Origin of the sequence: Enterocloster lavalensis, assembly GCF_046603895.1 — a bacterium.
GTDB lineage: Bacteria > Bacillota > Clostridia > Lachnospirales > Lachnospiraceae > Enterocloster > Enterocloster lavalensis.
Genome location: NZ_CP176637.1, coordinates 2,661,828 through 2,680,650, shown reverse-complemented (window position 1 = coordinate 2,680,650; position 18,823 = coordinate 2,661,828). Strand labels below are relative to the sequence as shown.

The 18,823-nt window shown below is 56.5% G+C and carries 15 protein-coding genes; 8 read left to right on the top strand and 7 right to left on the bottom strand.

What is annotated here, in order from left to right:
- Positions 1–106 precede the first annotated feature (106 nt).
- The 5 genes from ACK2JC_RS11845 to ACK2JC_RS11825 all read left to right on the top strand — a co-directional run bounded on the left by ACK2JC_RS11845 (position 107) and on the right by ACK2JC_RS11825 (position 8,436).
- On the top strand, positions 107–1,522 hold the full coding sequence (locus tag ACK2JC_RS11845; protein ID WP_092371125.1) for a SpoIIE family protein phosphatase: 1,416 nt from the start codon (positions 107–109) through the stop codon (positions 1,520–1,522).
- Positions 1,523–1,733: 211 nt separating this feature from the next.
- Complete coding sequence (gene tilS / locus ACK2JC_RS11840) at positions 1,734–3,326, top strand: tRNA lysidine(34) synthetase TilS (protein ID WP_320937218.1); 1,593 nt, start codon at positions 1,734–1,736, stop codon at positions 3,324–3,326.
- Complete coding sequence (gene hpt / locus ACK2JC_RS11835) at positions 3,316–3,843, top strand: hypoxanthine phosphoribosyltransferase (protein ID WP_092371119.1); 528 nt, start codon at positions 3,316–3,318, stop codon at positions 3,841–3,843. The genes tilS and hpt overlap by 11 nt, the downstream gene beginning before the upstream one ends.
- Before the next feature lie 55 nt (positions 3,844–3,898).
- The gene (gene ftsH, locus ACK2JC_RS11830) at positions 3,899–5,731 is read left to right on the top strand and encodes an ATP-dependent zinc metalloprotease FtsH (protein ID WP_107435663.1); all 1,833 of its coding nucleotides are present in this window, start codon (positions 3,899–3,901) and stop codon (positions 5,729–5,731) included.
- Positions 5,732–6,312: 581 nt separating this feature from the next.
- Positions 6,313–8,436, top strand: a complete 2,124-nt coding sequence (locus ACK2JC_RS11825; RefSeq protein WP_320937219.1) for a glycoside hydrolase family 13 protein — start codon at positions 6,313–6,315, stop codon at positions 8,434–8,436.
- 122 nt (positions 8,437–8,558) lie between these two features.
- Here the strand turns inward: ACK2JC_RS11825 and ACK2JC_RS11820 are convergent, their stop codons facing one another.
- From ACK2JC_RS11820 to ACK2JC_RS11800, 5 genes are read right to left on the bottom strand one after another with little or no spacing between them, the layout of a single operon-like run.
- On the bottom strand, positions 8,559–9,683 hold the full coding sequence (locus tag ACK2JC_RS11820) for an ABC transporter substrate-binding protein (RefSeq protein ID WP_320937220.1): 1,125 nt from the start codon (positions 9,681–9,683) through the stop codon (positions 8,559–8,561).
- 47 nt (positions 9,684–9,730) lie between these two features.
- The gene (locus ACK2JC_RS11815; RefSeq protein ID WP_007719669.1) at positions 9,731–10,528 is read right to left on the bottom strand and encodes an ABC transporter permease; all 798 of its coding nucleotides are present in this window, start codon (positions 10,526–10,528) and stop codon (positions 9,731–9,733) included.
- Positions 10,528–11,364, bottom strand: coding sequence for an ABC transporter permease (locus ACK2JC_RS11810; protein ID WP_092370109.1), 837 nt, complete (start codon positions 11,362–11,364; stop codon positions 10,528–10,530). The genes ACK2JC_RS11815 and ACK2JC_RS11810 overlap by 1 nt, the downstream gene beginning before the upstream one ends.
- Complete coding sequence (potA, locus tag ACK2JC_RS11805) at positions 11,357–12,433, bottom strand: spermidine/putrescine ABC transporter ATP-binding protein (protein WP_320937221.1); 1,077 nt, start codon at positions 12,431–12,433, stop codon at positions 11,357–11,359. The genes ACK2JC_RS11810 and potA overlap by 8 nt, the downstream gene beginning before the upstream one ends.
- Before the next feature lie 27 nt (positions 12,434–12,460).
- Positions 12,461–12,994 carry a helix-turn-helix domain-containing protein gene (locus ACK2JC_RS11800; RefSeq protein WP_024737545.1) on the bottom strand — a complete coding sequence of 178 codons (534 nt, stop codon included), beginning with the start codon at positions 12,992–12,994 and terminating at the stop codon, positions 12,461–12,463.
- 346 nt (positions 12,995–13,340) lie between these two features.
- Between ACK2JC_RS11800 and ACK2JC_RS11795 the strand changes: the two genes are divergently transcribed.
- From ACK2JC_RS11795 to ACK2JC_RS11785, 3 genes are all read left to right on the top strand, one after another.
- A complete protein-coding gene (locus ACK2JC_RS11795) occupies positions 13,341–14,396 on the top strand; it encodes a lactonase family protein (RefSeq protein WP_118757431.1) in 1,056 nt (351 codons plus the stop codon).
- A 75-nt stretch (positions 14,397–14,471) separates the two neighbouring features.
- Entirely contained in the window at positions 14,472–15,578 is a 1,107-nt protein-coding gene (gene aroC, locus ACK2JC_RS11790) for a chorismate synthase (protein WP_320937222.1), read from the top strand.
- A gap of 27 nt (positions 15,579–15,605) precedes the next feature.
- Positions 15,606–16,562: a hypothetical protein gene (locus ACK2JC_RS11785; protein WP_368272097.1), complete on the top strand. Its 957-nt coding sequence runs from the start codon at positions 15,606–15,608 to the stop codon at positions 16,560–16,562.
- A gap of 82 nt (positions 16,563–16,644) precedes the next feature.
- Here the strand turns inward: ACK2JC_RS11785 and ACK2JC_RS11780 are convergent, their stop codons facing one another.
- Both ACK2JC_RS11780 and ACK2JC_RS11775 read right to left on the bottom strand, forming a co-directional pair.
- Positions 16,645–17,361 carry an arylmalonate decarboxylase gene (locus tag ACK2JC_RS11780; protein WP_320937224.1) on the bottom strand — a complete coding sequence of 239 codons (717 nt, stop codon included), beginning with the start codon at positions 17,359–17,361 and terminating at the stop codon, positions 16,645–16,647.
- Positions 17,362–17,588: 227 nt separating this feature from the next.
- Positions 17,589–18,701 carry a Gfo/Idh/MocA family oxidoreductase gene (locus ACK2JC_RS11775; RefSeq protein WP_320937225.1) on the bottom strand — a complete coding sequence of 371 codons (1,113 nt, stop codon included), beginning with the start codon at positions 18,699–18,701 and terminating at the stop codon, positions 17,589–17,591.
- Positions 18,702–18,823: the final 122 nt, after the last annotated feature.

The window sequence follows — 18,823 nt, the reverse complement described above, 5'->3', positions numbered from 1 at the left end:
AATGTCCCCGCCTGTCGAAAGATTTTGTGGACAGGCCTGCAAAATATGACAGATATTTCCCTCCTGCCTGCGTATACTGGACAGTACGCGGTGAGGAGGGATTTTTGTGTTTGAAAAGAGGAAAGAAAAACGACGCGTTTGCGATGTGAATTATTATACGGCCCGGCGTCTGGGAGACATGGCGGATTCCCTGGGACGGCTGGCCAAAGCGTTTGACGACGAGATTGAAAACGGGCGGCAGCTGACAAGAGAGGACGGCCTGGCGGCCATGCAGACCTCGTCGGCCCTGGTGTGCGACGGCTGCACCAAATGCAGCCTGCGCACGGACACGGAGAAGGAGGACAGCTATTACCTGTATTATCTCCTGCGGGCCTTTGAGCAGAAAGGCCATATCGACAATGAGGACATGCCCCAGATGTTCCAGTCCAGCTGCCGGAAAAAGGACAAGTATCTGGGACAGCTGAACCGCAACCTGGGACGGGCCACCATGAATCTGTCCTGGAAAAACCGGTTTATGGAGAGCCGGGATGCGGTGGTGGTGCAGTTTCGGGAGATGTCCATGATTCTGGAGGAATTCTCCCATCAGATGGACCAGGCCAGGGATGTGAGCGAGGACTACGAGGCAGAGCTGCGCAAGGCTTTCAGGCGGGCCCATATGTCGGTGCAGAACCTGCTGATTCTGGAGTATGAGAACGGCCAGAGAGAGGCCTACATAACCGCGCGCACCACCAACGGGCGCTGCATGACCAGCCGGGAGGCCGCCGGGATCGTGGGACAGGCCATGGAGGGCAGCTTCTGGAGTCCGGCCAGGGACAGCCGGACCATTATCACCCGCCAGTACGCCACGGTGCGTTTTCTGGAGGACGGCAGCTACCACATGCTGTGCGGAGCCGCCAGAATCCCCAAACAGGGGGAGAGCATCAGCGGGGACAACTACACCTTTGTGGAGAGCCAGGGAAGCCAGGTGGTGATGAGCCTGTCCGACGGTATGGGCAGCGGGGAGCAGGCGGACCGGGAGAGCCGCCAGGTGGTGGAGCTGACGGAGCAGCTGGTGGAGACGGGATTTTCCGCCCGATCGGCCTTAAAGCTGGTGAACACGGTGCTGCTGCTGGCAGGCCGGGAACAGCATCCGGCTACCCTGGATTTGTGCTGTGTGGATCTGCACACCGGCGTGCTGGAGTGCATGAAGCTGGGAGCCGTGCCCACCTTTATCATCGGCGAGGACGGTGTGGAGCTTCTGGAGGCCGGGGAGGTGCCGATGGGTGTGCTGACTGCGGTGGAGCCGGAGCTGATCAGCAAAAAGCTGTGGGACGGCAGCCGCATCATCATGGTCAGCGACGGCGTGCTGGACGCGCTGCCCGGGGACAACAAGGAGCAGGTGATGAAGGAGTATCTGGAGAGCGTGGAGAACATGCCGCCCCAGGAGCTGGCGGAGCAGATTCTGGAGTTCGCGTCCTCCTTTATCCCGGCTGCCAGGGACGATATGACGGCTTTGGTGGCGGGAATCTGGAAACGGAGGTAAGAACGCCGGGAGCCGGGGCGTCCGGCGCGGTTTCGCGGGAGAGGCAGATCGCGCCGGGCTGCGGCAAATTAGCCGTTGCAAACCGCCGGGTTTGCGGTTATAGTAGAGTCATCGGCAACAGGTGACGGCAGACCGCGGGGGCCCCAGGCCCCCGTAAACGTTGGCTGCGGGTGTTTTTCGGACGCCCGGAACCGGCGCGAGGTGGAAAAAAATGGAAGATGTACGGCGGAAGTTTCGGGAAACGATTGAACAATATCATATGCTGCGGCAGGGCGGCCGGGTGGTCGCGGCCGTGTCAGGAGGGGCAGATTCCGTCTGCCTCTTAGCGCTGTTATGCGGTCTGCGCGGGGAGCTGGGAGTCCAGGTGCGGGCGGTCCACGTGCACCACGGCCTGCGCGGGGCCGAGGCGGACCGGGACGCGGAGTTTGCGCGGCAGCTGTGCGAACGTTTTGAGGTGCCCTTTGTGCTGCGCCGGGTGGACGTGCGGCAGTTCGCGCGGGCAGAGAAGCTGTCCGAGGAGGAGGCCGGAAGGCTGCTGCGCTACCGGGCGTTTGAGGAGTGCGCGGCGGCGTGGGAGAGTGGAGCGTGGGCGGAAGAGGCTGATGAAGGCACGGTATGGCCGGAAGGGACCGGGGAGGCCGGCGGCGGCCACGCGTGGCCGGAAGAGACTAGGGAGGCCGGCGGCGGCAACGCGTGGGCAAAAGAGACTAGGGAGGCCGGCGGCGGCAACCACGGCGCGGCGGCCGGCGATCCTCCGGAAACGGATGCCGTCAGGGTGGCCGTGGCCCACCACGGCGACGATCAGGCGGAGACCATTCTCCACAACCTTTGCCGCGGCAGCGGGTTAAAGGGCCTGGGCGGCATGCGCCCGGTGAGGGGCAGGATTATCCGGCCGCTGATCGCGGTGGGCCGCAAGGAGATTTTAGAGTGGCTTTCGGCGAATGGCCTGTCCTTCTGCCAGGACTCCACCAACGACACGGATCACTATACCCGCAACCGCATCCGAAGGCAGCTGATCCCCATGTTGCAGGAGCAGGTGAATCCCGGTGCGGTGGAGAGCATTCTGCGTGTGGGGCGTTTGGCCGGACAGGCAGACGATTACCTGAGCGGGCAGGCCTTAGAGTGGACCGGGCGGCACGCGCGGGAGGAGGACGGGCGGATTCTGATTCCGGAGAAGGAGTTTGAACAGCTGCCGGAAATCCTGCGCGCCTATGTGATTTTCCAGGCGATGGCCCGGGTGGGCGGCCGGGCGAAGGATCTCACCTCCGGACATGTGGACCAGGTGCTGGGATTGTTTGGGATGCAGGCCGGGCGCAGCCAGGATCTGCCCTACGGGATCCGGGCGGTCCGGGAGTATGAAGGGGTGGCGGTCGGCCGCCGGGAGACGGCTTTCGGACAGCCCCGGACAGAGGCGGTTTTTCGGTATTTTTCTTATAAAAAAGGGACAGAAATTCCCAAAAACCAGTATACGAAATGGTTTGACTGTGGTAGAATAAAGGGTATGCCCGTGGTACGGAATCGGCAGTCCGGCGATTATATCACGTTGGCGGACGGCAGGACAAAGACGGTCCGGCGCTTTATGATCGATGAAAAGATTCCCAGGGAGAAGCGGGATTCCGTGCTGCTTTTGGCGGACGGGAGCCATATCCTGTGGATCGTGGGTTATCGGATCAGTGAATACTACAAAGTCGGGCCGGATACGGTCCGGGTGATGGAGGTCCGTATGGAGGCCCCGGCCCGGGATGATCCGGCCAGTGATGTGATAAAAGAGGATGAAAACGGAGGAAAAGACCATGGCAGATAAGATTCGTGTGTTGTTGACGGAAGAGGAAGTGGATACAAAGATCAATGAGATCGCAGCTAAGATCAGCGAGGACTATGCCGGAAAGCAGATTCATCTGATCTGTATTTTAAAGGGAGGCGTATTCTTTACCTGTGAGCTGGCAAAGCGCCTGACCGTTCCGGTTTCCATGGACTTTATGTCCGTATCCAGTTACGGCGCGGGGACGGAGTCCAGCGGCGTGGTGAAGATCATCAAGGATCTGGATGAGCCGCTTGAGGGCAAGGATGTGCTGATCGTGGAGGATATTATCGACTCCGGACGTACGCTTTCCTACCTGATCGAGGTTTTAAAGCAGCGCAAGCCGAACAGCGTCCACCTGTGCACCCTGCTCGACAAGCCGGAGCGCCGGGTGAAGAAACAGGTGCATGTGGATTACACCTGCTTTACCATTCCGGACGAATTCGTAGTGGGCTATGGCCTGGACTTTGACCAGAAGTACCGGAATCTGCCCTATATCGGAGTGGTGGAGCTGGGCTGAGGACGGCCGGATCAGACCGGCATCATAACAATCGAGGGTTTAAGGAGGCAATTCGTTGAGACAGCAGTCGACATTTAGAGGATTTGGATTTGTGCTTCTGATGCTCATCCTGATCGCCATGGCGGCGATGCTGCCCCACCAGGGAGCGGCGGATAAGATCACGCATCAGGAATTGGTAACATTACTGTCGGAAGACCATGCCAGGATCGCGCAGGTCACCATCAACCAGAATCCCCAGGTGCCTACGGGCGAGGTGATTATCAATATGGCGGATGGCACTGAGAAGCAGATGTATGTTACGGACGTGAATGAAGTGGAGCAGCTGCTGCGGCAGAGCGGGATCGACGGCTACAACGTGACCGACGTGCCCCAGGAAAATATTCTGTTGACCGTTGCCCTTCCCATTCTGCTCTCCACCGTGGTGGTGGTGATCATTATCATGGTGATGAACCGCAGCGCCGGAGGCGGCGGGGCCAATGCCCGGATGATGAACTTCGGCAAGAGCCGCGCGCGGATGAGCCGGGACAACAAGGTGAATTTCAGCAACGTGGCCGGACTGGAGGAAGAGAAGGAAGAGCTGGAGGAAGTGGTGGATTTCCTGCGCAATCCCCAGAAGTACACCAGCGTTGGTGCCAGAATCCCCAAGGGCCTGCTGCTCGTGGGACCGCCCGGAACGGGCAAGACGCTGCTTGCCAAGGCGGTGGCCGGGGAGGCGGGCGTGCCCTTCTTCTCCATTTCCGGTTCCGACTTTGTGGAGATGTTTGTGGGCGTGGGCGCATCCCGTGTCCGCGATCTGTTTGAGGAGGCGAAGAAGAATTCGCCCTGTATCGTGTTCATCGACGAGATCGACGCGGTTGCCAGACGCCGGGGCACCGGCATGGGCGGCGGCCACGACGAGCGGGAGCAGACGTTAAACCAGCTCCTGGTGGAGATGGACGGTTTTGGAGTCAACGAGGGAATCATCGTCATGGCGGCCACCAACCGGGTGGATATCCTGGATCCCGCCATCCTGCGCCCGGGCCGTTTCGACCGCAAGGTGGCGGTGGGAAGGCCGGATGTGAGAGGCCGCGAGGAGATTTTAAAGGTGCACGCCAAGGATAAGCCCCTGGGCGAGGATGTGGACCTGCGCCGGGTTGCGCAGACCACCGCCGGATTCACGGGCGCGGACCTGGAGAACCTGATGAACGAGGCGGCCATCCTGTCCGCCCGGGAGGGACGCCGGTTTATCCGCCAGTCCGATATCGACCGGGCCTTTGTGAAGGTGGGCATCGGCGCGGAGAAGCGCAGCAAGGTGATCACCGAGAAGGATAAGAAGATCACGGCTTACCACGAGGCCGGTCACGCGATTCTGTTCCACGTGCTGCCCGACGTGGGGCCGGTTCACACGGTTTCCATCATCCCCACCGGCGTGGGCGCGGCGGGATATACGATGCCGCTGCCGGAGCGGGATGAGATGTTCAACACCCGGGGTAAGATGCTCCAGAACATCATGGTGGATCTGGGCGGGCGGATCGCCGAGGAGCTGATCTTCGACGATATCACCACCGGCGCGTCCCAGGATATCAAGCAGGCGACCCAGATTGCCCGCTCCATGGTAACCCAGTATGGCATGTCCGACAAGGTGGGCATGATCCAGTACGGAAGCGACGACGACGAGGTGTTCATCGGCCGCGACCTGGCTCATACCAAGAGCTACGGCAACGGGATGGCGGATACCATCGACAGCGAGGTGAAGCGGATTATCGACGACTGCTATCAGAAGGCCCGCTCCATTATCAAGGAGTACGAGTACGTGCTGCACTCCTGCGCCAATCTGCTGATTGAGAAAGAAAAAATTGGCCAGGATGAGTTTGAGGCACTGTTTAACGCCCCAACGGTCACGGCATAAAACAATGGAATGGCCCGCAGGCTGAGCCCGGCGGCCCGTTCCATTCAAATGAAACGCCGCGGCTTTGTCGGGTACCTGAAAAGGGCCTGCAAAGCCGCGGTTTCATATTTGGGGGAATAAAAGACGTTTGTTTGTAAAAGTTTTGAGATTGGAAGAAAATGGAGGACAAGCGGGCTGTATATCTTGCATAGAAAAGAAAATCAAAGATTTGCATGTTTGTGCACACTTTTTCCCAACTTCATGCTATTATAATAGATGTAACCCCCCCAATACATTATATAGTTTTTGCTACACCCCATAAGAAACGAAATACCTTCTCCTGAAAAACCCGGCCCCCCCGCCGGGTTTTTCATTGTTTGCTTTTTCGGACCGTTCCCGTGGTGAAAACGCAAAGAAATACGAAGTCCCTTGACTTTCCCGCCCATCATGTGTAAAATGACATGAGCCTTTGGCGCTCCAAATTCGGTGCGAATCCGTGATATCCTGCATTTTTACGGGAATGTTACTTGTATATTAGATCGGATTCATATACAATAAAGGAGTCAAATGCTAATTTATGAACATGAAAAGGGTTTTGGGTAGTGGAAGAATATAATAAAAGAATCATCAACCGGGAGGCGCTCTTTTGTTCGGCGACGGAAGATTACCGTACTCCTCCTGAGCCGGATGAGGACCAGGACGTACTCCTGCGTTTTCGAACGGGTAAAAACAACGCACAGCATGTATATTATGTGGAGGACGGCGCGGAGGTGGAGATCGGGAAAGCGGACTCCGACGAGCTGTTTGACTATTACGAATATGAGATAACCGTAGGCAGCGACTGCGTACTGTACCACTTTAAAGTTGTGAATGGACAGGATTCCTGTATTTACAACCGCTTGGGGGTGACGGATGATGACAGGAGCTGCTTTGATTTTGCCATCATACCGGGATTTCACACCCCGGACTGGGCCAAGGGCGCGGTGATGTACCAGATCTTTGTGGACCGGTTTTGCAACGGGGACGAGAGCAACGACGTTCAGACCTGCGAGTACGTGTACATCGGCAGACCGGTGAACCGGGTGGAGGACTGGGGGAAGAATCCCACCACCATGGATGTGGGCTGCTTTTACGGCGGCGACTTAAAGGGTGTTTGGGAAAAACTGGATTATATTCAGGGGCTGGGCGTGGAGGTTATTTACTTAAATCCCATTTTCGTGTCTCCCTCCAACCACAAGTACGATATTCAGGATTACGAGCACATCGATCCCCACTTCGGGGTGATCGTGGAGGATAAGGACGGCCTGGTGGCGGCGGACGCCGTGGATAACGGAGATGCTGAAAAATACGTGGTCCGCACCGCCTCTCCGCGGAATCTGGAGGCCAGCGACCGCTTTTTCGCGGAATTCGTTGAGGAAATCCACCGGCGCGGGATGAAGGTGATTCTGGACGGCGTGTTCAACCACTGCGGTTCCTTCAACAAGTGGCTGGACGGCGAGGAGATTTACGCCCGCCAGGGAGGCTACGAGCCGGGGGCATTTCTGGCAAAGGACAGTCCCTACCGCAGCTTTTTCCAGTTTTACGATGAGAAGGACAGCGCCTGGCCGCGGAACAAGTCCTACGACGGCTGGTGGGGCCACGATACGCTTCCCAAGCTGAACTACGAGAGTTCCCCCAAGCTGGTGGAGTATATTTTAGACATTGCGCGCCGCTGGGTGTCTCCGCCCTTTAACGTGGACGGTTGGCGGCTGGACGTGGCGGCGGACCTGGGGCACACGGCGGATTACAATCACGAGTTTTGGCGCAAGTTCCGCGCCGCAGTGAAGGAGGTCAATCCCGATGCCCTGATTCTGGCGGAACACTACGGCGATCCGGGGCCCTGGCTGGAAGGGGACCAGTGGGACAGCGTGATGAACTACGATGCGTTTATGGAGCCTCTGACCTGGTTTTTGACCGGGATGGAGAAGCACAGCGACAGCTTCAGCGGCGAGCTTCTGGGCAACGGCGAGAACTTCTTCAACGCCATGAGCTACCATATGAGCCGCATGCAGCCGTCCTCCATCCTGACCGCCATGAACGAGCTGTCCAACCACGACCATTCCCGGTTCCTCACCCGCACCAACGGGGTGGTGGGGCGGATCGGCACGGTTGGGGCTGAGGCTGCAAACCGTGGCGTGAAGGTCTGCGTGCTGCGGGAGGCCGTGATGGTGCAGATGACATGGCCCGGCGCACCCACCGTTTACTACGGCGACGAGGCCGGGGTCTGCGGCTGGACCGACCCGGACAGCCGCAGGACCTACCCCTGGGGACATGAAGATCTGGAGCTGATCGAATATCACCGCTACATGATCCGCATCCACAAGGCGCTGCCCGTACTGCGCAGAGGAGCGGTCAAGGAACTGCTTGCGGGGCGGAATGTGATCGCCTACGGCCGCATGCTGGGGAAATACCAGGCGGTGGTTGCGGTGAACAACAACGCGCAGGAGCGGGAGCTGGAACTTCCGGTATGGCAGCTTGGGATCACAGGGGAAGCGCCCCTGGCCCGCCTGATGCTCTCCACAGAGGAGGGCTACAATGTGGGCGCCCTGCGTTATCCGGTCAGGGACGGTATGCTGAAGCTTAAGATGCCGCCGTACAGCGCAGCGCTGTTTGCCACCTATGCGGATGAGTTTTTCCCGGTGGTCGCGTCGGTGGAGCCTGTGGAGCGTGAGGAAGAGGAAAACTGAGCAAAAGAATGGCCATAAGCAGTCAGGAACGAGACTATGGCCACGGAGATGATCGATAAAAAACCCCTGCGGTTTCAGGTGAGCTGAACCGCAGGGGTTTTCGTTAAATACAATGTGTTGGGTTATTTCGCCGCCTTAACTTCTTTCCACATGTCGTTGTAGATGGTCTCCACCTCATCTCCCAGATACTGGAAAGTCTCGCTCCCCTTTAAGGAGCTGATGTCCGGGAACACAGCCTTGTTTTCCTGCAATTCCGGATCCAGCAGATCGAAGGCGCCCTTGTTGGGGGTGGGGTAGGTGATGTACTCAAAGTTGCGCTTTGCGATGTCCGGGCGGCACATGAAGTCGATCCACTTTTCCGCGTTCTCTTTGTTCTCCGCGTTGGCGGGAATCACCCAGGAATCCAGCCACAGGTTGGTGCCCTCCTCGGGGATCACATATTCCAGATCGTAATCCAGCCCCAGATCCGCCGCCTGCTCCTGAATGTAGAGCATCTCGCCGGAGTAAATCACGCCCACGGCGGCCTCGGCGTTGATCATCTTGTCGCGTACCTGGTCGATCACGTAGGCCTGCACCAGGGGTTTCTGGGCGATCAGCAGGTCTCTGGCCTCGGCCAGCTCCGCCTCGTTGGTGCTGTTTAAGGAATAGCCCTTGCTCTTTAAGGCCACCATGAAGGCGTCGCGCACGCTGTTTTGCATGAGGATTTCCCCGCTTAAGCGCTCATCCCACAGATCGGCCCATTTGGTGGGGGCGGGCACGCCTAACTCCTCCAGGCGCTGTTTGTTGTAGAGGATGCCGACGGTACCCCAGCAGTAGGGCACGGAGTATTTGTTCTCCGGGTCGAAGTCCTTGGACATTTCCATGTATTCCGGGCCGATCTCCTTGACGTTGGGGATGTTGTCGAAGTTCAGCGGGACCAGCATGTCGTTCTGGATCATGCGCTGGATCATGTAATCGGAGGGACATACCACGTCGTACTTCACGCCCCCGGCCTCGATGATGGGGAACATCTCCTCGTTGGTCTCAAATACGTCGTAAACCACGTCGATTCCGGTTTCCTCCTCGAACATGGCCTCCACGTCCTCGTCGATGTATTCGCCCCAGTTGTACACGTAGAGCTTGTTGCTCTCCGCTTCCGCGCCGGTCTCGGCTGTTTTGTCAGATTTCCCGCAGCCGGCCAGCATAGCGGCTGCGGCCAGGGCAATCAGGGCGGTCAGGGTCATTGTTCTCACAGTCTTTTTTCTCATAATTGTTCTCCTCTTAAAAATGATGTGTTATAAGTGATCCCCGGCCGTTAATGGTCATCGGGTTTCTTTGCGGAACGGAAATTGACGATCAGAAGCAGGATGAGCACGGTCAGGAAAATGACGGTGCTTAAGGCGTACATGGAAGGCCGTATCCCGCGCCTGACCTCGCTGTAAATCAGGGTGGAGAGGGTGTTGATGCCCGCTCCCTTTGTAAAGTGGGTGATGATGAAGTCGTCCAGCGACATGGTGAAGGCCAGCAGGAAGCCGGACAGCACGCCGGGCATGATGTCCGGGAACACCACCTTAAAAAATGCCCTCACCGGCGTTGCGCCTAAGTCCAGGGCCGCCTCGTAGGTGGTGCGGTCCGTCTGCTTGAGCTTGGGCATAACGCTCAGGATCACATAGGGGATGTTGAAGGTAATGTGGGAGATCAGAACCGTCTGAAATCCCAGGGAGATGCCGAAGGCGATGAACGCCAGCATCAGGGAGATGCCCGTGACGATGTCCGCGTTCAGCATGGGAATGTTTGTGATCCCCATGATCACGGTGCGGGGCAGCGCCCGCATGTTGTTGATGGCCACGGAGGCCGCCGTGCCGATGATCGTGGCCGCCAGGGCGGACACAAATGCGATCAGCAGGGTGGTGTACAGCGCGCTCATAATGGGGCGGCTGTCAAACATCTGCACATACCAGTCCAGGGTGAACCCGCCCCACTGGGTTCTGGACTTGGAACGGTTGAAGGAGAGGACCATCATGGTGAAAATCGGGGCGTATAAAAAGACCAGGATGATTACCATATAAAAATCGGAAATGATTTTCCGCAGTGTCTGTGTTCCTTTTGTCATCAGAATGCCGTCCCCTCTCCATTTTTATCGTATTTGGCGATCATCGCCATGCTGATCAGGATGAATACCATGAGCACCAGGGACAGGCCGCTGCCCAGATGCCAGTTGCTGCCCTTGGTAAACTCCTGCTCGATCACATTTCCGATCAGCAGGATCTTGCTGCCGCCCAACAGATCGGAGATTACGAAGGTGGTCAGCGAGGGCACGAAAACCATGGTGATGCCGCTGATGATCCCGGGGATGCTTAAGGGCAGCCAGATGAAGATCAGGGTCTGGAAGCTGTTTGCGCCTAAGTCCTTGGCGGCGTTAATGGTATTGTCGTCGATCTTGGAAAGCACATTGTAAATGGGCAGGACCATGAAGGGCAGGAAGTTGTACACCATACCCAGGATGATGGCCCAGGGCGTGTTGATCAGGGACTGCTTCGGCAGGTGAAGCCAGGTCAGGATTCCGTTGATCACGCCGTTTTTTTCCAATAAGGTCTGCCAGGCCATGGTGCGCAGCAGGAAGTTCATCCACATGGGCAGCACGAAAATGAACACGATAAAGCCGCTGGCCGCCTGGCCCCGTCCCCGGAGAATCATGGCAAGGGGATAGGCTAAAAGCAGGCAGATTAAGGTGCTCACCAGGGACAGGCCCAGGGAGAGCCACAGAGCACTGGCGTGGTCCGCCGAGGCGATTGCCAGCACGTTCTGCAGGGTAAATGCGCCGGATTTGTCGGTGATGCCGTACCAGAAAATCAGCGCAAGGGGGATGAGGGTGAAACCCACCATCCAGAACAGGTAAGGCCCGGATAACAGTTTTTTGCCCAGAGCCGCGCGGTTTTCATTATTCATTGACTCCCAACGCCTCCTCGTCCTCAGAAGCAGGCTTATTCATGATCTGAATTTCAAAGGGCTCCACGTGGATGCCCACCTGCTGTCCAACCGGGAACATGTCGGTGGAGTGCACCAGCCATTCAAAGCCGTCCGGGGTGGTCACCTCCATCTCGTAGTGCACGCCCTTGAAAATCAGGTGGGTCACCACGCCCTGGAGCGTGCCGTTCTCGGGTTTCACCAGGTCGATGTCCTCGGGGCGGATCACCACGTCCACGGGTTTGTTGTTGCCAAAGCCCTTATCCACGCAGACGAAGCGGGCTCCGAAGATTTCCACCAGCTCGTCGCGGATCATGGTGCCGGGCACGATGTTGCTCTCCCCGATAAAGTCGGCCACAAAGGCGTTCTCCGGCTCGTTGTATATCTGCTCAGGGGAACCCATCTGCTGGATGTAGCCCTGGTTCATGACCACGATGGTGTCGGACATGGTCAGCGCCTCCTCCTGGTCGTGGGTGACGTAGATGAAGGTGATGCCCAGTTCATTTTTCAGGCGGATCAGCTCGTACTGCATATCCTGGCGCAGCTTTAAGTCCAGCGCGCCCAGAGGCTCATCCAGAAGAAGCACCCGGGGCTCGTTCACAATGGCCCGGGCGATGGCGATCCGCTGCTGCTGGCCGCCGGACAGGGAGGTGACGTCCCGCTTCTCATAGCCGGGCAGGTTCACCAGCTTCAGCGCGTATTTGATCTTGTCGTCGATGTAGGACTTGGGTTTGTTTTTGATTTTCAGGCCAAAGGCGATGTTCTCCGCGATGTTCATGTGGGGGAACAGGGCGTATTTCTGGAACACGGTGTTGAGCTGGCGCTTGTGAGGCGGCAGCTTGGTGATGTCCTGTCCGTCGAAAATCACGCGCCCATTGTCCGGCGTCACAAAACCGCCCAGAATCCGCAGGGTGGTGGTTTTGCCGCAGCCGCTGGGGCCCAGAAGGGTTACAAAGCTGTTCTCCTTGATGGAGAGATTTAAATCATCCAGTACCAGTTCTCCGTCAAAGCTTTTGGAAATGTTTTGTAAATCAATCAATGGCTGGCTCATTGCATTCTTCTCCTTTGGTATTTAAAGTTAAAAGCTGGGGGGAGAACTCACCCACAGGATTACGGCGCCGCCTTTGCTGGTCAGATAGTGCTTTTTATCCGCCACAAAGTAGAAGGATTCCCCTTTTTTGGCCTTATATGTCTTGGCTCCCCGGTGAATGGAAACACTTCCCTGGAGCACATAGCCGAACTCTTCGCCCTCGTGGGGATTGTCCGGGTAGGTGGAACCTCCGGCCTCCAGGGTCAGGAGAATGGGTTCCATCACATTTTTCTGGGCGTTGGGAATGATCCACTTGATTTCGTTGTGCAGCTCCGTGTCGATCTTCTCAAAATAGTCCTGCTTGCAAAAGACGATCTGTTCCTCCTGGGTTTCGTTGAAAAATTCTCCGATGGAGGTTCCAAGGCACTGCAGGATGTCCATCAGCGTGGCGATGGAGGGGGAGGTTAAGTCCCGCTCCAGCTGGGAGATGAAGCCCTTGGAGAGCTCCGTGCGGTCCGCCAGCTCTTCCTGGGTCAACCCTTTTAGTATCCGCAGTTCCTTTAGTTTTGCGCCAATCTGCATATGGCACCTCCCGTTCTTTTTTCAGAGATAATATCCACAAAAGTATAATAAAAAACGCCTGGAAGTTTACAAATACTAACTGACGATAAAAATAACCAAAAAGTTTAGTAATAATAAACACATGCGAAGCTAATTATACCGCGTTTTACAGTTCTGTCAATACCTTTTTGGAACTTTCCCGGGGCCTGGCGCAAATTCGTATCCGTTCAGGCGGCATATCCCCCGGACCGGTTACGCCAATTCCCTAAAATGGGAACAGGAAACACTTTCTGGTTAACAAAAACTAAAAATTATGGTATGATTGTTTTAGTTTTTAAAAAGCATCATTCTGGGAGGTAAAAGCGCGATGAAAGGTAAATATATGGCTTATGTAGGGTCCTACTCCTACACCGGGAAGGCAAAGGGAATCACGGTTTTTGATGTGGACGTGGAAAAAGGAACGTTCAAGGAACGGTGTGAGGTGGAGGTGGACAACTCTTCCTATGTAATTGCCTCCAACGACGGAAAGACCCTCTACTCCATCGCGGACGAGGGCGTGGTGTCCTTCCGCATCCTGGAGAACGGCAGCCTTGCCAGGCTGAACAGCGCATCCATCCGCGGTATGAGAGGCTGCCATCTGTGTACGGATAAGGAGGACAAGTATGTGTTCGTCTCCGGTTACCACGACGGGAAAACCACGGTGCTCAGCCTGAACCCGGACGGCTCAGTCGGGAATATTGTGGACGGCGTGTTCGACAAGGGCTACGGCAGCGTTGCGGAGCGCAACTTCCGCCCCCATGTGACCTGCACCAGGAGAACCCCGGACGGCCGCTTTGTCATGAGCGTGGACAACGGCATCGACCAGGTGAGAATCTACCGTTTTAACGAGCGGGACAACAAGCTGGTCCAGGTGGACGCGATCCGCTGCGACCTGGAGTCGGCTCCCCGGCATTTCCGGTTCAGCAACGACGGCCGCTTCATCTATTTGATGTACGAGCTGAAAAATGTCATCGATGTGTTCACCTACGAGACCGGCGAACGGTCCCCGGTGATTGAGAAGATCCAGACCATTTCCACCACCAGCACTCCGAAGCCGGGCAATCTGACCGCGGCCTGCGCCATGAGGCTGTCCAGGGACGGGAAGTATATTTACTGCACCAACGCCGGTGAGAATACGGTCAGCATCTACAGCCGGGATGAGCAGACCGGGCTTCTGTCCATGATCTGCTGCCTGCCCATCAGCGGCAATTACCCCAAGGACGTGGCGATCTTCCCGGACGGACGGCACCTGGCCTCCGTGAACCACGACAGCGGCACCCTGACCTTCTTCAGCGTGGACTACGAAAAGGGTCTGCTGGTCATGAGCGGCCGGGCCGTTGAGGTCAACGAGCCCAACTGCTGCGCGATTGTAAAGATCGGATGATCTGAGAAGAGCGGATACGGCGGTATTTGAGACGAAATAACGAGACGGAATATAAAGACGGACAAGGAGTTAGACATGGCGGGTTCAACATACGGGACCATATTTAAGATAATGACCTGGGGGGAGTCCCACGGAACAGGCATCGGCGTGGTGGTGGACGGCTGCCCGGCGGGGCTGGAGCTTAGCGAGGCGGACATTCAGGCCTGGCTGGACCGCAGAAAGCCCGGACAGAGCAAGTTCACCACAGCCCGACAGGAGGGCGACCGGGTGGAGATTCTCTCCGGCGTGTTCGAGGGGAAAACCACCGGAACGCCCATTGCCCTGGAGGTGCGCAACACGGACCAGCGCTCCCACGACTACGGGAATATCATGGATGTGTACCGCCCGGGACACGCGGACTTTACCTTTGACCGGAAGTACGGATTCCGGGACTACCGGGGTGGCGGGCGCTCCTCAGGACGGGAGACCATCGGACGCGTGGCGGCGGGGGCCATCGCGGCCAAGGTGCTGGAGAGTCTGGGCATCCGGGTTCAGGCCTACACCAGGTCCATCGGCCCGGTGTCCATCTCTCCGGAGCGGTTCGACCCGGAGGAAATGTGGAAGAACCGGCTTTACATGCCGGATGCAGAGGCCGCCAGGGCGGCGGAGGCTTACCTGGAGGAGCTGATGGCCCGCCGGGATTCCAGCGGAGGCGTGGTGGAGTGCCGGGTGACGGGGATTCCCGCGGGCGTCGGCGAGCCGGTATTTGAGAAGCTGGACGCCAATCTGGCAAAAGCCATCCTCTCCATCGGCGCGGTGAAGGGTTTTGAGATCGGAGACGGCTTTGCCGCTGCCGGGTCCACCGGATCGGTCAACAACGATGCGTTCGGCCTGGAGCGCGGAGCGGTCTGCAAACGCACCAACCACTCCGGCGGGACCCTGGGCGGAATCAGCGACGGAAGCGACCTGGTATTCCGGGCCGCCTTCAAGCCCACCCCCTCCATCGCCTCGGCCCAGCAGACCGTGAACCGGTCCGGCGAAGAGGTGGAGATCGAGATACATGGCAGGCACGACCCGATTATCGTCCCAAGGGCGGTGGTGGTGGTGGAAGCTATGACGGCGCTCACGGTGTGCGATTTGTTGTTGGTGTCGATGACGTCGCGGCTGGATCGGATGCAGAAGTTTTTTGAAGATATGCGCTGAGGCAGCGGATACAAAGGGGAAAACAAAATGAAAAAGGCGTGTCCTTTTAGAGTTGGTTTGCGCGTAGCTTTGACCGTATTTGCGGTATTGACAGTTACATCCTGTAAAAAGCAGGAAGATTTTGAAGCCACCTGGCCTAAGACAGAGGATGTATATGACGAGGGATATACAGAACCCCCGGAAAGACGCGCGGAAGAAACAGAGACGGTAAGCCGGACAGAGGAAGATATATGTGAAGCGACGGGAGACCCCCTGATCATAAAGGATACATTTATGCCGAGTTCAAGGGGGACCTGGAACAGCATATTAAAAGGTGAGAGCAACACGAAATTATATAATAGCAGCGACGGGGAATGGGTCATAAAGGACAACAAGGAGAAATTTAAAGTCGATGGCGTATATGTTGCCTCCGCTTATGTCAAAGAAGATGATCAGACCTATTACTGGATTACGGGAAGAGGGAATAAGGGCAGAGACGGCAGTATTATGGAGTTTAAACCCGATGACAGCCTTGTGAACTTTGACCCGGGACGGACGGAGGCGCGTGATTTAGCCTATGCCGATGTGCCCCGCGGCGAACTTTATCCGGCTATCTTAAATTCCATTTTTTTAGAAAATTACCCGGATGAATACAAACTTGATGTCAGCGGTACATGGGATAACGGGTTGTTTTATGATTACGGTTTCCGAACCAATGAGATTGGCTATATTAATATTGACGTTGATAATTATAAAGACAGGAATGATGTGAGATTCGAATTGGTTATGAGCAGTGATCAGGATCAATTAAAAGAACGGATTAATTTTGCATTATTACTGCTTTCGCCGTTAGCGGACGAAGAGAATATAATCAATGCGATTAACATGTTTGATTATACGAAAACAAATAACAGGCAGGAGTATGTGGTAGACGGGTATTTTTCGGAAATACAGGTGATTTATCTGCCATATCCGGGTAGCAAATTTATTATTACAAATTATTGATTTAAATTTTCAACATGTTGAGAGCCAGGCGTTAAATGCCTGGCTCTTAAAATTTGGGTGTAATAGTTGGTTTTAGCCGGGATCAGATGGTAAAGAGCTTCCCCAGCTCAGGCTGCCTCGTCCTGACCCCACAGTGGCGCAGCGCGCTCCACAGCGTGGCCTGGTGGCTGGTGATGACCGGGAGGCCCAGATCCGTCTCCAGCGCGCCCACGAAGCCCAGGGTGTCCAAAGCCATACAGCTGAGGAAGAATACGTCGGCCCCCTTTAAATCCATAGCCTTGGAGTTTCGGTAGAGAAACGGCTTTTCCGCGTCAGGAATCCGGCGGCCCGGAACGCCGGACATGTCCATACCGGCGATATTGGTCACATGAATCCCATTATTTTCCAAAAACTGCCGTTCTGCCTCGTTGGTGGCGTCGGGATAGGGGGTCAGTACGGCCACCGTTTTCGCCTCAAGGGCCTTTAGCGCTTCCATCACGGCCGTGCTGGTAGTGAGGCCCGGAGAGCCGCTGGCATTTTCGATCCGTTTGATGCACTCCTGATCCCAGCCCATTCCCTTGATGAAGCTTCCTGACGTGCAGCCGAACACGATCAAATCCAGGTTCTGCCCTTTGTATTTCGCCGCCGTGCTCTCCAGCTGATCCGTGAGAATCGCCAGACCCTCGGGGGTGGGGCCGGGGAACGGCATTTTCATGGACGAGAAGGAAACTCCTTCCGGTGCATAAATATGAAACGCGTGCTCGATGTTTTCCCCGGGCATGGGACTGATTAACCCGATTCTTGCCCTCCAACCATACATGATTACCACATCCTTTCTGTGTGCGATCCGGCTTGTGCGGAATTTGTAAGATGTTATCATACTTTGTCACCAACCGGCAGGTTGATGACAAGAGATACGTTTCCTTGATTATACGGTTTTTTCTCTGCGAAAACATTGTGCATGGGAACATTATAATGAAAGGACAGGCGGCCTGGCAGTGTTTGTTTCAACATCCCAATTTTTTGTTCGTTCTGTTTTCCTACAGGTCAATCCCGCTCCTTTCGCGGAGTTTTCCCGTCATAGAGCTTGCGCAGCACAGTGCCGCAGGGCGGAAGCTCCCGTCTCATGCGCTGCAGTACCGGAGTATAGCCCAGGTCTGTGATGGGCAGATCGACGCGCACATTGTTTAAGGCGCTCAGGCACATGCCTTCCAGAATCTCGAACCCGTGGCAGGCCGTGTCGATGTTGCAGGAGTGAACCGCCGAATCGTCCTCGATCCACTGGGCGAACTGGGTATAGTAGGGGGTCTGGATGGGCACCTGCTGGTGATTGCGCCAGCCCGGGTCCTTGCCGGTCACCGGACGGCCGCCGGTCTCCCTGGTGCAGGCGCCCCAGAAGCCGTCGGTCTCCGCGTACATATAGCCGTCGGTGTCGTAAACGGTCAGGCGGTTGTCGCTGCTGGAAAATTCAGGTGGGTTGTGGGCCTCGCTTAAATAGCCGCACTCGATGTAGGCCCGGACGCCGTTTTCCAGCTCCATGGTGCCGAAAAGGTAATCCGGCGCCGGGTGTGAGTCCTCCAGGGTGGCGGGCCCATGTATGTGTCCGGCCACCCATTTGGCCCGGCGCCCGCCGTTGATCCACAACGTGTAGTCCACATAGTGGGTGCCCAGCTGGGAGAACCAGGTCTGGGTCTCCACGTGGATTTTCCGGATTTCTCCGATGACCCCGGCGTCGATCTTCTCCTTCATTCGCTGGAACTGGGACAAATATTTCTGCTGGTGGCAGACCACGGCCTTGACGCCGTTCTCATGGCAGAGGCGGGCCATCTCCCGGGCCTCCTGCAGGGATTCGGCCATGGGCTTTTCTAGGGAAACAGCCTTCACGCCGTATTTGATCCCCAGCTTAATCAGGTTCAGGCGCATGTCCGGGTAGGTGACAAATACAAACACCTCCGGGCGCACGGTCTTTAACATTTCCTCCGCATCCAAAAACCTGGGGGTCTGCTCCAGATGATATTCCGACGCCACCCGGTCCATGGCGGCCTGGTCGATATCGCAGAGCCCCACTATCTCGTAATAATCAGGATTCTCCAAAAGTCCATGAATATGGATTCTCCCGCGCACGTTAAGTCCCATGACGGCAACTGTATGTCTGCTCATATGAATTTTCTCCTTTAGAATGATTCTGAACCCTGAAAATGTTTCATGTAAATATGTAAATTCCGCTCTGCCTCGCCACGCCGTCCGAATCCAGGGCGGCCACGGCCGGACTGACACCTGGT

Excerpts from the sequence above, each read along its gene's own strand:
- tilS (WP_320937218.1), top strand. The coding sequence starts at position 1,734 with ATGGAAGATGTACGGCGGAAGTTTCGGGAAACGATTGAACAATATCAT.
- hpt (WP_092371119.1), top strand. The coding sequence starts at position 3,316 with ATGGCAGATAAGATTCGTGTGTTGTTGACGGAAGAGGAAGTGGATACA.
- ACK2JC_RS11820 (WP_320937220.1), bottom strand. The coding sequence starts at position 9,683 with ATGAGAAAAAAGACTGTGAGAACAATGACCCTGACCGCCCTGATTGCC.
- ACK2JC_RS11815 (WP_007719669.1), bottom strand. The coding sequence starts at position 10,528 with ATGACAAAAGGAACACAGACACTGCGGAAAATCATTTCCGATTTTTAT.
- ACK2JC_RS11810 (WP_092370109.1), bottom strand. The coding sequence starts at position 11,364 with ATGAATAATGAAAACCGCGCGGCTCTGGGCAAAAAACTGTTATCCGGG.
- potA (WP_320937221.1), bottom strand. The coding sequence starts at position 12,433 with ATGAGCCAGCCATTGATTGATTTACAAAACATTTCCAAAAGCTTTGAC.
- ACK2JC_RS11800 (WP_024737545.1), bottom strand. The coding sequence starts at position 12,994 with ATGCAGATTGGCGCAAAACTAAAGGAACTGCGGATACTAAAAGGGTTG.
- ACK2JC_RS11795 (WP_118757431.1), top strand. The coding sequence starts at position 13,341 with ATGAAAGGTAAATATATGGCTTATGTAGGGTCCTACTCCTACACCGGG.
- aroC (WP_320937222.1), top strand. The coding sequence starts at position 14,472 with ATGGCGGGTTCAACATACGGGACCATATTTAAGATAATGACCTGGGGG.
- ACK2JC_RS11785 (WP_368272097.1), top strand. The coding sequence starts at position 15,606 with ATGAAAAAGGCGTGTCCTTTTAGAGTTGGTTTGCGCGTAGCTTTGACC.
- ACK2JC_RS11780 (WP_320937224.1), bottom strand. The coding sequence starts at position 17,361 with ATGTATGGTTGGAGGGCAAGAATCGGGTTAATCAGTCCCATGCCCGGG.
- ACK2JC_RS11775 (WP_320937225.1), bottom strand. The coding sequence starts at position 18,701 with ATGAGCAGACATACAGTTGCCGTCATGGGACTTAACGTGCGCGGGAGA.